The following is a 12504-nucleotide window of genomic DNA, read 5'->3' as shown; positions in this document are numbered from 1 at the left end:
TGTACTGATTTACTTCGGGGCGAACCGCTGACCCGCATCGAGGCGTAGGCACTGCCCGTTGAGCATCGGGTTCTCCACGATCGCGGTGACCAACTTGCCGTACTCCTCGGGGCGGCCCAGCCGCTTCGGGAAGGCGGCGTCCTTGGTCAGTGCGGTGGCGAACTCATCGGGGATGCCCTTGGTCAATCCGGTGGCGAACAGGCTCGGGGCGATGGCGAGCACCCGGATCCCCACCGAGCCCAGGTCACGGGCCATGGTCAGGCACATCCCGGCGATCCCGGCCTTCGCCGCGGTGTAGGCCACCTGGCCGATCTGACCCTCGAACGCGGCGATCGAGGCCGTGTTGATGATGACGCCGCGCTCCTCGTCTTCCGGCTCGTTCTTCGCCATGTGCGACGCGGCGAGACGGCTGATGTTGAACGTCGCGATGAGGTTGAGGTCGATGGTCTTACGGAACGAATCCAGACTGTGCACACCGGCCTTGCCCAGCGTCCGCTCGCCGATGCCACCGCCGGCGGTCGTGACGATCACATGCAGGCCACCCAGGCCGTCGACGGCGGCGGCCAGCGCTTCCTCGGTTCCGTCGAAATCCGTCACGTCCACGGCATGGAACTCACCCCCGAGGGCGCTGGCGACGTCCTTGCCGTCGGAACCCTCACGGTCCAGGATCGCCACGTTGGCGCCCTTGGCCGCCAGCAGCTCCGCCGATGCCCGGCCCATACCGGAGGCACCGCCGACGACGATCGCCTTCTTGCCGTTGATTTCCATTGAAGAACCCTTCCTGGCGTGGTTGAGTTACAAACTTAGCTTGCCGTGTCACGTCTGGGAACCCGGCGCCGCAACCTGCGCCCACTGATTGAGTGTCAGGTTCTCGCGGTTGCCGGGCGTGTCACCGTTTCTTCACGGGTCGCTGACACCGGACCGCCCGTGGCGCGGGTAGCTTGACGGCATGGCTGCTCCCGCGCCCGGCACGCGGATGATGAGCGGTATCGCCGCCGCCGCGGTTGCTCTCGGCGTGGCCCAACTCGCGGCGATTCCGTTCGGTTCATCGGCGGATGTCCGCAATGCGGTCGGGTCCACCGTCGTCGACCTGACCCCCGGCCCGGTCAAGGAATGGGCGATCCAGACTTTCGGGACCTCGGACAAGTTGTTCCTCGGCGCGGCGGTACTGGCCGTGATCGCCGTGATCGCCGCGGTCACCGGTTCGGCCGAGACCCCGCGCCGACCGGTCGGCAGCATCGCCATCGGGCTGGCCGGTATCGCCGGCTGTGCCGCGGTGTTGTCCCGCGCCGATACCGACATCCTCGACATCCTGCCGACACTCGTGGGCACCGCATGCGGTATCGCGGTGCTGCGGCTGCTGACCTCCGGCCGGATCACCAACGGGGAGCAGGACCCTGGCGACTCCCCCGCCGTCGACCCGGGCAGACGACTGTCTCTGGTGACCCTCGGCCTGCTCGGCTTCGGAGTGCTCTCGGGAGTGGTCGGCTCGATTCTCACCCGCAGGGTGCACTCCGTCGAGGAGGACCGGTCGACGTTCGCGGTGCCCCGGCCCCGGGTGAGCGCGCCGCCGATACCCCCTGAGGTGCAACCAGCCGGCGTCGAGCTGCCCAGCTTCGTCACCGGCAACGACGACTTCTACCGCATCGACACCGCGCTGAGCGTTCCCCAACTGGCCAGGGAGAAGTGGGCGCTGCGGATTCACGGCATGGTGGACCGCGAGATCACCCTCGGCTTCGACGATCTCAGCCGTTTCGAACTCGTCGAGAAGGTGGTGACGCTGGCGTGTGTGTCCAATCCCGTTGGTGGTGACCTGATCTCGAACGCCGTGTGGACCGGCTACCGGGTGCGCGACCTGCTTCGCGACGCCGGCGTCCACGCCGACGCCGACATGGTGTTGTCGACGTCCTCGGACGGCTTCACCGCCGGCACCCCCGTCGAGGCGTTGACCGATGACCGCGACGCCCTGCTGGCCATCACCATGAACGGTGAACCCCTGCCGGCCCGGCACGGTTACCCGGCCCGACTGGTGGTGCCGGGGCTCTACGGCTACGTGTCCGCGACGAAATGGGTGGTGGACCTCGAACTGACCCGTTTCGACCGGGCCGAGGCGTACTGGACCAGGCTGGGCTGGGCGCCGCGGGGACCCATCAAGACCGAATCCCGCATCGATGTTCCGCGCAGCGGGCAGGAGGTGCCCAAGGGCGCCGTCACATTCGGCGGGGTGGCGTGGGCGCAGAACCGCGGCGTGCGGAACGTGGAAGTCCGGATCGACGGACCTGCGGGCCAGGGCATCTGGCAACCAGCTCAGCTGGGGGCCAGCTATTCGGGCGAGACCTGGCGGCTGTGGAGTTTCCCCTGGCAGGCCACCACCGAAGGGCTGTACACCATCACGGTGCGCGCCACGGACAACACCGGCGAAACCCAAACCGAGGAACAGGCTGGTGTGCTCCCCGACGGCGCGACCGGCTGGCACGAAGTCTCGTTTTCAGTACGTTGACTCTTCAGTACGTTGACATGGTGCTGCTCGTAGACGTCGCCACCGCCTCCGCCGACGTGGGTGCCACCTCGGCGCGACTGGCCAAGATCAGCCGAATCGCCGACCTGTTGCGCGGTTGCGGCGCATCCGAGGTCGCCATCGTGGTGTCCTGGCTCTCCGGTGAGCTGCCCCAGCGCCAGATCGGAGTGGGCTGGGCGGCGTTGCGTTCACTGCCGCCACCGGCGCAGGAGCCCGCCCTGACGGTGGCCGAGGTGGACGCCGCGTTCAGCGAGATCGGCGCCATTGCGGGCAAGGGCTCCCAGGCGCGCCGGTCCGCCGCCGTGGCCGCCCTGTTCGGCGCCGCCTCGGAGATGGAGCAGACGTTCCTGAGACGGCTGCTCAGCGGCGAGCTGCGCCAGGGCGCGCTGGTGGGCGTCATGGCTGATGCCGTGGCCAAGGCCTCCGGCCTGCCCGCGACAGAGGTACGCCGTGCGGCCATGGTGGGCGGTGCGCTACCCGCCGTCGCGGCCGCGGCATTGACCGGCAGCAGCGAGGCACTGGCCGAATTCCGGCTCACAGTGGGCCGCCCCGTCGGTCCCATGCTGGCCCAGACCGCCACCGGAGTCGCCGAGGCCATCGACAAACTGGGCGGCACAGCACTTTTCGAGGCGAAGCTGGACGGCGCACGGGTGCAGATCCATCGCGACGGTGATCAGGTGACGGTGTACACCCGCAGCCTCGACGACGTCACCGCCCGGCTGCCCGAGGTCGTCGAGGCCACCCTCGCGTTGCCGGTCAGCTCTCTGATCGCCGACGGCGAGGCCATTGCACTGCGCCCGGACGGGCGCCCGCACCGATTTCAGGTCACCGCATCCAGATTCGGCCGGGCCGAACGTTCCGATCAACCGCTGTCGGTGTTCTTCTTCGATCTGCTGCACCTCGACGGCGTCGATCTGATGGACCGGCCGGCGATGGATCGCGCCGCCGCCCTGGACTCCGTGATACCTGGACAGTTCCGGGTGGACCGCTTGATCACTTCCGATGTGCAAGCGGCGCAACAGTTCTTGGACGCCACCCTGGCGGCGGGTCATGAAGGTGTGATGGCCAAGTCGCCGTCTGCACCGTATGAGGCGGGCCGCCGTGGCGCGGGATGGCTCAAGGTCAAGCCGGTGCACACCCTGGACCTGGTGGTGCTGGCCGTCGAATGGGGATCGGGTCGGCGCCGCGGCAAGCTGAGCAACATCCACCTCGGCGCCCGAGATCCGGCCGGTGATGGATTCATCATGCTGGGGAAAACCTTCAAGGGCATGACGGACGCGATGCTCGACTGGCAGACCGCGCGCTTCCTCGAACTCGCCGTGGGACCCACCAACGGTTACGTCGTCACGCTGCGGCCCGAACAGGTGGTCGAGATCGCCCTCGACGGCGTGCAAACCTCGACCCGCTATCCGGGCGGCATGGCCTTGCGCTTCGCCCGCGTTCTGCGGTACCGCGACGACAAATCCCCTGCCGAGGCCGACACCATCGACACCGTGCGCGCGCTGTACCAACGCAGCGACTAGGTCGACCGGTCTGAAGATCAACCCGCGCGTTTCGCCCAATCGGCGCGGCGCCAATGGAAGACTCAGGGATATGGCTTCATCTTCTGCAGCGTCGCAGGGCCGCGTCGTCACCGAAGAGCAGCACGACGGTGACATCACCTATCTCCGCACCGACAAGGACTCACCGCCGGTCGCGATCATCGACAGGTCGCCGATCACGGGCAAACACAAAGCGATCTTCGGGATCGTCGCGCTGGTGGGTGCGGTCGCATGGGCGGTGATCGCCTTCTTCAGCGGTGAGACGGTCAACGCCGTCTGGTTCGTGATCGCGGCCATCTGCACCTATGTCATCGGATTCCGTTTCTACGCACGGCTTATCGAGATGAAGATCGTGCGGCCCCGCGATGAGCAGGCCACCCCGGCCGAGGTCTTCGAGAACGGCACCGACTACATGCCGACCGACCGGCGGGTGTTGTTCGGGCATCATTTCGCCGCGATCGCCGGCGCCGGCCCGCTGGTGGGCCCCGTGCTGGCCACCCAAATGGGTTATCTGCCAGGGACCATCTGGATCATCATCGGCGCGGTGGTGGCCGGCTGTGTGCAGGACTACCTGGTGCTGGCCATCTCGACGCGCCGCCGCGGCCGGTCGTTGGGCCAGATGGCGCGCGACGAGTTGGGCGCCGTCGGTGGCGCCGCGGCGATCGTCGGCGTTCTGGTCATCATGGTGATCCTGCTGGCGGTACTGGCGCTGGTGGTGGTCAACGCGCTCTCCGAGAGTCCGTGGGGTGTGTTCTCCATCGCGATGACGATCCCGATCGCCATCTTCATGGGGCTCTATCTGCGCTTCCTGCGGCCCGGGCGGGTGTCGGAGGTTTCGCTGATCGGGGTGGCGCTGCTGCTGCTCGCGGTGGTGGCCGGCGGCTGGGTGGCCGAAACGGATTGGGGTACAGAGTGGTTCACTCTGTCGAAGGTGACGCTGTCGTGGTGCATCATCATCTACGGTTTGGCGGCCTCGGTTCTCCCGGTCTGGCTGCTGCTGGCGCCGCGCGACTATCTGTCGACGTTCATGAAGGTCGGCACCATCGTCCTGCTGGCCATCGGCATCGTGCTGGCCAGGCCCGTCATGGAGGCGCCGGCCATCTCCTCGTTCGCCGCCAGCGGCACCGGCCCGGTGTTCGCCGGGTCGCTGTTCCCGTTCCTGTTCATCACGATCGCGTGCGGGGCGCTGTCGGGTTTCCATTCGCTGATCTCCTCCGGCACCACCCCGAAGCTGCTGGAGAAGGAAAGCCAGATGCGCTTGATCGGTTACGGCGGCATGCTCACCGAGTCGTTCGTCGCGATCATGGCGTTGATCACCGCGTGCATCCTCAACCAGCATCTGTACTTCGTGATGAACGCGCCGGCGGCGCAGACCGGTACGACGGCGCAGACCGCCGCCGAGTACGTCAACGGGCTCGGCCTGTCCGGGGCACCCATCACTCCTGCGGAGATCGACGATGCTGCGGCGAGTGTCGGTGAGAATTCGATCATCTCGCGCACCGGTGGCGCACCGACGCTGGCGTTCGGGATATCGGAAGTGCTGCATCAGGTCTTCGGCGGTCAGGCGCTCAAGGCGTTCTGGTACCACTTCGCGATCATGTTCGAGGCACTGTTCATCCTCACCACCGTCGACGCCGGCACCCGGGTGGCCCGTTTCATGCTCTCCGACGGCCTCGGCAATCTGGGTGGGCCGCTGAAGAAGCTGCGCAATCCCAGTTGGCGGGTGGGCGCCTGGATCTGCAGCGTCGTCGTCGTCGCCGCCTGGGGGTCGATCCTGCTGATGGGTGTCACGGACCCCCTTGGCGGAATCAACACCCTCTTCCCGCTGTTCGGTATCGCCAATCAGCTGCTGGCCGCCATGGCACTGACCCTGGTGACCGTCGTCGTGATCAAGAAGGGCTATCTCAAGTGGGCGTGGATCCCCGGGGCGCCGCTGTTGTGGGATCTGGTGGTGACGCTCACCGCGTCGTGGCAGAAGATCTTCTCCGGCGACCCGAAAGTGGGCTACTGGACCCAGCATTTCCAGTACCGCAACGCCAGGGATGCCGGTGAGACCGCCTTCGGCGCGGCCAAGGACGCCGGCCAACTCGATGCCGTCATCCGCAACACGTTCATCCAGGGCAGTCTGTCGATCATCTTCGCCGTGCTCGTGGTCATCGTCTTCATCGCGGGTGTCGTCGCCGCACTCCAGGCAATCCGGGGCGGTGGCCGGCCCCTCACCGAGGACGATCCGGTACCGTCACGGATCTTCGCTCCGTCCGGCATGATTCCCACCCACGCCGAGAAGGAGGTGCAGAAGCAATGGGACGCGCGAACCGAACCGCACGCCAGATCGGTTGGTATTGCTCCAGGTTGACGTGGTTCTGGTCATCGTTGATGGGTGACAACCACTACCGTCGCTATGTCGAACACCGCACCCGGACACATCCCGGCGAACCGGTCATCGACGAGCGTGAGTACTGGCGGATGCGGCACGCCGCCGCGGAATCGAACCCCGGTTCCCGCTGCTGCTGACGGCACGGGATGTCGGCGTTGCGTGCTTTGGGCCTCGTCGGCGACGAGGTGTGGACCTACCGGTACCTGCGCATCGGCCTGGCCGGTGCGGTGGCGTTTCTGGCGGAGTCGGTGGTCGGCACCACCGTGTCCACGGGCCGGTGGCAGCCCTCCATCAGCGCGTACTACTTCACCATCTCGCACGCTGCCTTCATCGGCGCGCTGTGCGCGGTCGGTCTCGGCCTGATCGCCTACCAGGGCAGCACGGCCACCGAGGACGTCCTTCTCAACTCCGCGGGATTCCTCGCGTTCGTCGTCGCTCTGGTGCCGACGTCCAGACCACCGTGTGACGGTGCGCCGGCCACGTGTGGGCAGTGGCTTCCGGATTATGAGGACGCATCGGCCGCGGTTCCGAACAATCTTGTTGCGCTCGTGGTGGCCACCGGCGTCGGGATCGCGTTCTACGTGACCGTCTGGGTGATGAACCCCGCCCCGCAGACCCGGTGGCCCGCCCCGCGACCTCCCGGTTGGTGGGCCTGGCTCGCCCGCCTGGCGCAGGCCGCCTTCGTCGCGGTCGGCCTCATCGTGCTGTGGCGCTGGCCGGCGGTGTTCTACACGTGGGCTCACGACGCGGCCGCGATCGCGATGTTCGTCGCGATCATCCTCGTGGTGGCCCACTACGCCTGGTACTCCGCGAGGCGGCCGAAGCCACACGATGCCCCACCCCGCCGCATCACCCAGGCCTACCTGGTGATCGTCGGAGTCATGACCAGTGCCCTGCTGCTGGCGATGGTGCTGCAGCCCGGCGGTTTGGTCCTGATCGTCGAAGCCATTCTGGTCACCGGGTTCGCGGCGTTCTGGTGTGTACAGACCGTCGATCTGTGGGAGAACGAGGACAAATACTGCCGGATTGGTCACACCCGGTCATCGCGACGCAGGTCGCGAGACCAGGGTGCGGTAAGCTGACCTCACACGCTGGCAGCGCACACGCGCACACCAGTACGTCGCTGAACGAGCGCGCCGAGACCTTCTCGCCACCGCCATGGTGGATTCGCGCAATTGAAACCGGCTCCTTTCGCGGCGAACGACATTGCCCACCGGCAATGTCGCCACCGATGCCCGAAAGGCACTCCTTGACTTCCCCTGTGAACTCCCCCGACGTGACCTTCGCCGACCTCGGCGTATCCGATCAGCTGGTCCGCGTCCTCGCGAACCGCGGTATCACGCAACCCTTCCCGATCCAGTCCAAGACGTTGCCGGACACCCTTGCCGGGCGTGACGTCCTGGGGCGCGGAAAGACCGGTAGCGGAAAGACTTTGGCGTTCTCGCTGCCGCTGGCCAGCCGGCTCACGGGCACCCGTACCAGGGCGGCCCGACCGGCGGGCCTCGTGCTGGCACCCACCCGTGAGCTCGCTACACAGATCACCGCCTCGCTGGAACCGCTGGCCGCCGCCAACGGCCTGACCGTCACCACCATCTTCGGTGGTGTGTCGCAGAACCGCCAGGTCAGCGCCCTGCGGTCAGGTGTCGATATCGTCGTGGCCTGCCCGGGCCGCCTCGAGGATCTGATGCGCCAGCGCGAGATCAGCCTCGACGCTGTGGAAGTCACGGTGATCGACGAGGCCGACCACATGGCCGACCTGGGCTTCCTGCCGGGTGTCACCCGCATTCTGGCCGCCACCCCGGCCGGCGGCCAGCGCCTGCTGTTCTCCGCCACCCTCGACAACGGGGTGGACAAGTTGGTCAACCGCTTCCTCAACGAACCGGTGCTGCACTCGATCGACGAGGCCAACTCGCCGGTGGCGGCCATGACGCATCACGTTTTCCACGTCGCGGGCGTCGAGGCCAAGAAGAAGCTGGTACACCAGCTGGCCTCGGGCACGGGCCGCCGAATCCTGTTCATGCGCACCAAGCATCAGGCGCGCAAGCTGGCCAAGCAGCTCACCGACGCGGGCGTGCCATCAGTTGACCTGCACGGCAACCTGTCTCAGCCCGCCCGTGACCGCAACCTCGCCGCCTTCAGCTCGGGCGAAGCCAGGGTGCTCGTCGCCACCGACATCGCCGCTCGCGGTGTGCACGTCGACGATGTGGAACTGGTGGTGCACGTCGATCCTCCGATGGAGCACAAGGCGTACCTGCACCGCTCGGGCCGCACCGCACGCGCGGGCAGCGCGGGCGATGTGGTGACACTGGTGCTGCCCGAACAGCGCAGGGACACCCAGGCCCTGTTGCGTAAGGCCGGAATCACCGTCAAACCGCAAGACGTGCATGCTGATTCAGAGTCGGTGCAGACACTGGTCGGCGAAGTCGCGCCGTATCAGGCGCCCGCGCCCAAGGTGGCGCAGGCCCCGGCTCAGGCGCGCCCGGCCCGCAACCGTGGTACCGGCAACGGGTCTCGCCGTGGCGGACAGCCCGGCGGTCGCCGCGGCCAGTCCAGCAGCCGGTCCAGCGGCAACCGCAGCCAGCATGGCGGCAACAGCCGCAACGCCGCACGCAGCCGTTAGACGGTTACGAGGCTCGGGCCAGGTCCGTCACATCGAGGCGGACCGCCCTCTGGCGATGTTCGGCAACGAAGCTGTCGGCGAACGTCTCGATCGGGCAGTCACGTAACCCCACATCGAGCCGCGCGACCGGCAGTTCGTCCGGCGCAGCCGATTCGGGCCCGTGAAGCGCGGCCCAGCCGAGACCGTCACGCTCATGGGGGTAGGTGACCACCACGGCATCGCCGGGAGCCATCTGATCGAGCACCGTGGCCACCGGGTCTTCGGGTTCGGCCAGCACCACCACCGCTTCGACGCCGTGGCCGGCCGCCGAACCGAGGTAGGCCCGCACCTGGTCCTGGAGCTCACCGGGGGTGAGCAGACGCTGCAGGAACATCCGGTCGGTGAGTCTGTCGCGGTGCACCGCACCGACCTTGCTGCGAACCCAGATACCGGCGACTTTCGCTTCGACGTGCTCGACCACCGGCGGTAGGTCATACCGTTCGACGTTCAGCAGCTCGGTCAGCTCCGCGCGATAGGACGTGCGGGCTTGCGCCAGGGTTTCCGCAGTGCCGGCACACTGGCCGGGCATCGAACGGTAACTGATGACGGGTTGACCTTCGGGTGCCGTCCGATAGACGACATTTTCAGTAACAGCCATGACTACCTCGCAGGGACGACTTTCAGGAGTTCGAACCCCTTGCCCCGCAGGGTCAGGGTGAACTTTCTACCGGGCAGGAACAACTCCACCCGGGTGCGTTCGGCACTTGACTGGTTTCCGCATCGGTTCACGCGGAGACCTCCTTTCCTTTGCGCTGCACCACCATCGCGAGGGTGAGCACCACGAGAGCACTTGCCGCCAGCATCGCGCCCGCGGCGGCCGGGGCGGTATAGCCAAAGCCGGCGGCGATCACCAGGCCACCGATCCAGGCACCCGCGGCGTTGGCGACGTTGAGCGCCGAGTGGTTGAGCGCGGCGGCCAGCGTCTGCGCGTCGGCGGCGACATCCATCAACCGGGTCTGCAACGCCGGCCCCACGGCCGCACCGCTGGCGGCGATCCCGAAGAGCAGCACCAAAGCAGTGAACGGGTTGTGCGCGGCAAGCACAAAGAGCACCAGCATGATTCCGAGCGAGGTGATGGTCACGTACAGGCTGCGGATCACCGACTTGTCGGCCATCCGGCCGCCGACGATGTTGCCCACCACCATGCCGGCACCGAACACCATGAGCGCCAACGGAACCAGGTTCCGTGACATGCCGGCGACATCGGTCATGGTGGTGGCGACGTAGGTGTAGACGGCGAACATGCCGCCGAAACCGATCATTCCGACGGCCAGGGCCAACAGGACCTGCGGCCGCTTCAACGCCGCGAGTTCGGTGAGCGGGCTGCTTATGCGGTCGGACCCGATCTCGGGCAGCCAGGCCCAGATCGCGACGAGAGTGACCAGACCGATGAGCACCACCAGCGCGAAGGCGCTGCGCCACCCGAGCGCCTGGCCGAGCCAGGACGCGATCGGCACACCGACGACCGTGGCCACGGTGAGGCCGGTCATCACCTGAGCGACGGCTTTGGCACGCCGCGACGGTCCGAGCATGCGAGCGGCCACCAGCGCGGCCACGCCGAAGTAGGCGCCGTGCGGCAGGCCGGCGACGAAGCGGGCAGCCACCAACGTCTCGTAGTTGGGCGCCACGACGGTCGCGAGGTTGCCGAGGGTGAACACCGTCATCAGGCTCAGCAGCAGAACCCGGCGCGAGAGCCGGGTGGTCAGCGCGGCGATCACTGGGGCGCCGATCACCACGCCGAGCGCATAGGCGGAGATGACGTGGCCTGCCACCGGTTCGGAGATGTTCATCCCGGTTGCGATGTCCGGCAGCAGTCCCATCGCCACGAACTCGGTGGTCCCGATGCCGAAACCGCCGAGGGCCAGCGCGAACACCGCGAGCCGGAGCACGGGTGGCGGTGGCGCGACCACGGCAGTGGTCACCGACGGGCGGGGGGCAGTGAGAGTCACGGTCAGCTTTCGTGTGCGGCGGGTCGCAGCGCAGGCCGGTCGGCCCGTTCTACGACGTCGTGGTGGCACTCGCCGCATTGCAGAGCGCCTCGTCGTGGTTGAGCCTATCGAGACTTTCGGCGCGCATCCAATCGACTTTGGTCTTTTTGCGGACAAAGTGATGATCATTACAACCCTTGCTGATCATTTGTTCAGCTTGTTTAGATGGATGTCACCGCCCTTTCACGCACCACTTCGACAAGGAGCATCGGACTATCCGCAGGTCGAAAACCGGATCACGGTCCCCAGGAACGCCGGCCAGCGCCGGCGAGATCTTCGCGTTGATCCGCGACTCAGTGGCCACCACCCGAAGCGACATCCGCGCCATCACCGGCCTGTCCCGCACCGCCGTGGCCGCCCGCGTCGCCGAACTGACCGACTACGGCCTGGTGGTGGAGCGGCAGGAAGGCCTGTCGACCGGCGGCCGCCCCCCTACGCTCCTGGCGTTCAACGAGGACGCCGGTGTGGTCCTGGCCGCGGCGATCGGCCGCAGCCGCACCCACCTGTCGGTGTGCAATCTCGCGGGCCGCATGCTGGCGGTTACCGATATCGACGAACACGTCGGTGTAGGTCCCGACGAACTGATGCCGCAACTGGTCAAGAGACTCGAGGCCTTGGTGACCGACGCCGGCCGGCAGCCCTCGGCTGTCCTCGGGGTGGGCGTGAGCCTGCCGGGCACCGTGGACCAGCAACGCGGGTGCAGTCTGGACTCCCCTGTGATGAGCGGCTGGGACGGTGTGCCACTGGCACCGTACTTCCAAGATCTGACCGCTGCTCCGGTGCTGGTGGACAACGATGCGAACGTGATGGCGCTGGCTGAACGCCATGGCGATTTCCGGGGTATGGATGATCTGCTGTTGCTGAAGATCTCCACCGGCCTGGGCGCCGGACTGATCTGCGGCGGTGTGTTACAGCGCGGCGCGGTGGGCGCGGCCGGCGAGTTCGGCCACAACAAGACCTCGGCCGCCGACGGGCTGCCGTGTCGTTGCGGTGACGCGGGCTGCCTCGAGGCAGTCGCCAGCGGGTGGGCGCTGGTGCGCGCCTTGAGCGAGCAGGGCCACGACGTGAGCCATCTGCGCGACGTGGTGGAGCTGGCCAACCGCGGTGACGCCGAGGCGCGCCGCCTCATCCGGGAAAGCGGCAGGCACGTCGGGGAAGTGGTGGCCCCGCTGGTCAACCTGCTCAACCCCGGTGTGGTGGTAATCGGCGGCGACATGATGGGCGCGTACGACCTCCTGGTGGCCGGACTGCGAGAAGCGTTGTACGGCAACGCGACCGCGCTGGCCACCCGCACCCTGCAGGTGGTTCCCGCCACGCACGGCGAGCGGTCCTCGGTAGCCGGCAGCGCCGCACTGATACTCGACACGATTCTCGACGCCGATGCCATCGACGCGGCGCTGCACGCCCGCCGCTAGTACGCC

The 12504-nt window shown here is 67.3% G+C and carries 10 protein-coding genes; 7 read left to right on the top strand and 3 right to left on the bottom strand.

The annotated features are described in order from the left end of the window. Positions 1–9 precede the first annotated feature (9 nt). Positions 10–768 carry an SDR family NAD(P)-dependent oxidoreductase gene (locus NL241_RS12485; protein WP_494397702.1) on the bottom strand — a complete coding sequence of 253 codons (759 nt, stop codon included), beginning with the start codon at positions 766–768 and terminating at the stop codon, positions 10–12. A gap of 181 nt (positions 769–949) precedes the next feature. Here NL241_RS12485 and NL241_RS12480 point away from each other — a divergent pair, with 181 nt between their 5' ends. From NL241_RS12480 to NL241_RS12455, 6 genes are all read left to right on the top strand, one after another. Further along, positions 950–2500, top strand: a complete 1551-nt coding sequence (locus NL241_RS12480; RefSeq protein WP_494397701.1) for a molybdopterin-dependent oxidoreductase — start codon at positions 950–952, stop codon at positions 2498–2500. Between the two features lie 20 nt (positions 2501–2520). Then, positions 2521–4041: an ATP-dependent DNA ligase gene (locus NL241_RS12475; RefSeq protein ID WP_494398296.1), complete on the top strand. Its 1521-nt coding sequence runs from the start codon at positions 2521–2523 to the stop codon at positions 4039–4041. 70 nt (positions 4042–4111) lie between these two features. Further along, positions 4112–6415, top strand: a complete 2304-nt coding sequence (locus NL241_RS12470) for a carbon starvation CstA family protein (RefSeq protein WP_494397700.1) — start codon at positions 4112–4114, stop codon at positions 6413–6415. Further along, on the top strand, positions 6361–6573 hold the full coding sequence (locus NL241_RS12465) for a YbdD/YjiX family protein (RefSeq protein WP_487688718.1): 213 nt from the start codon (positions 6361–6363) through the stop codon (positions 6571–6573). Before NL241_RS12470 ends, NL241_RS12465 begins: the two co-directional genes overlap by 55 nt. 18 nt (positions 6574–6591) lie before the next feature. Beyond that, positions 6592–7518: a hypothetical protein gene (locus tag NL241_RS12460; protein WP_494397699.1), complete on the top strand. Its 927-nt coding sequence runs from the start codon at positions 6592–6594 to the stop codon at positions 7516–7518. A 137-nt stretch (positions 7519–7655) separates the two neighbouring features. Next, a complete protein-coding gene (locus NL241_RS12455; protein ID WP_494397698.1) occupies positions 7656–9056 on the top strand; it encodes a DEAD/DEAH box helicase in 1401 nt (466 codons plus the stop codon). A 4-nt stretch (positions 9057–9060) separates the two neighbouring features. Here NL241_RS12455 and NL241_RS12450 read toward each other — a convergent pair whose 3' ends face one another. After that, complete coding sequence (locus tag NL241_RS12450; protein WP_487688709.1) at positions 9061–9693, bottom strand: hypothetical protein; 633 nt, start codon at positions 9691–9693, stop codon at positions 9061–9063. A gap of 127 nt (positions 9694–9820) precedes the next feature. Continuing rightward, entirely contained in the window at positions 9821–11044 is a 1224-nt protein-coding gene (locus tag NL241_RS12445; RefSeq protein ID WP_487688707.1) for an MFS transporter, read from the bottom strand. 335 nt (positions 11045–11379) lie between these two features. Here NL241_RS12445 and NL241_RS12440 point away from each other — a divergent pair, with 335 nt between their 5' ends. Beyond that, positions 11380–12498, top strand: coding sequence for an ROK family protein (locus tag NL241_RS12440; protein ID WP_487688705.1), 1119 nt, complete (start codon positions 11380–11382; stop codon positions 12496–12498). Positions 12499–12504 lie beyond the last annotated feature (6 nt).

This window comes from Mycolicibacterium sp. SMGY-1XX, assembly GCF_059132455.1.
The sequence above is the reverse complement of the archived record's forward strand: the minus strand, read 5'-3'. Positions and strand labels throughout refer to the sequence as shown.

Excerpts from the sequence above, each read along its gene's own strand:
- NL241_RS12485 (WP_494397702.1), bottom strand. The coding sequence starts at position 768 with ATGGAAATCAACGGCAAGAAGGCGATCGTCGTCGGCGGTGCCTCCGGT.
- NL241_RS12480 (WP_494397701.1), top strand. The coding sequence starts at position 950 with ATGGCTGCTCCCGCGCCCGGCACGCGGATGATGAGCGGTATCGCCGCC.
- NL241_RS12470 (WP_494397700.1), top strand. The coding sequence starts at position 4,112 with ATGGCTTCATCTTCTGCAGCGTCGCAGGGCCGCGTCGTCACCGAAGAG.
- NL241_RS12465 (WP_487688718.1), top strand. The coding sequence starts at position 6,361 with ATGGGACGCGCGAACCGAACCGCACGCCAGATCGGTTGGTATTGCTCC.
- NL241_RS12455 (WP_494397698.1), top strand. The coding sequence starts at position 7,656 with ATGTCGCCACCGATGCCCGAAAGGCACTCCTTGACTTCCCCTGTGAAC.
- NL241_RS12450 (WP_487688709.1), bottom strand. The coding sequence starts at position 9,693 with ATGGCTGTTACTGAAAATGTCGTCTATCGGACGGCACCCGAAGGTCAA.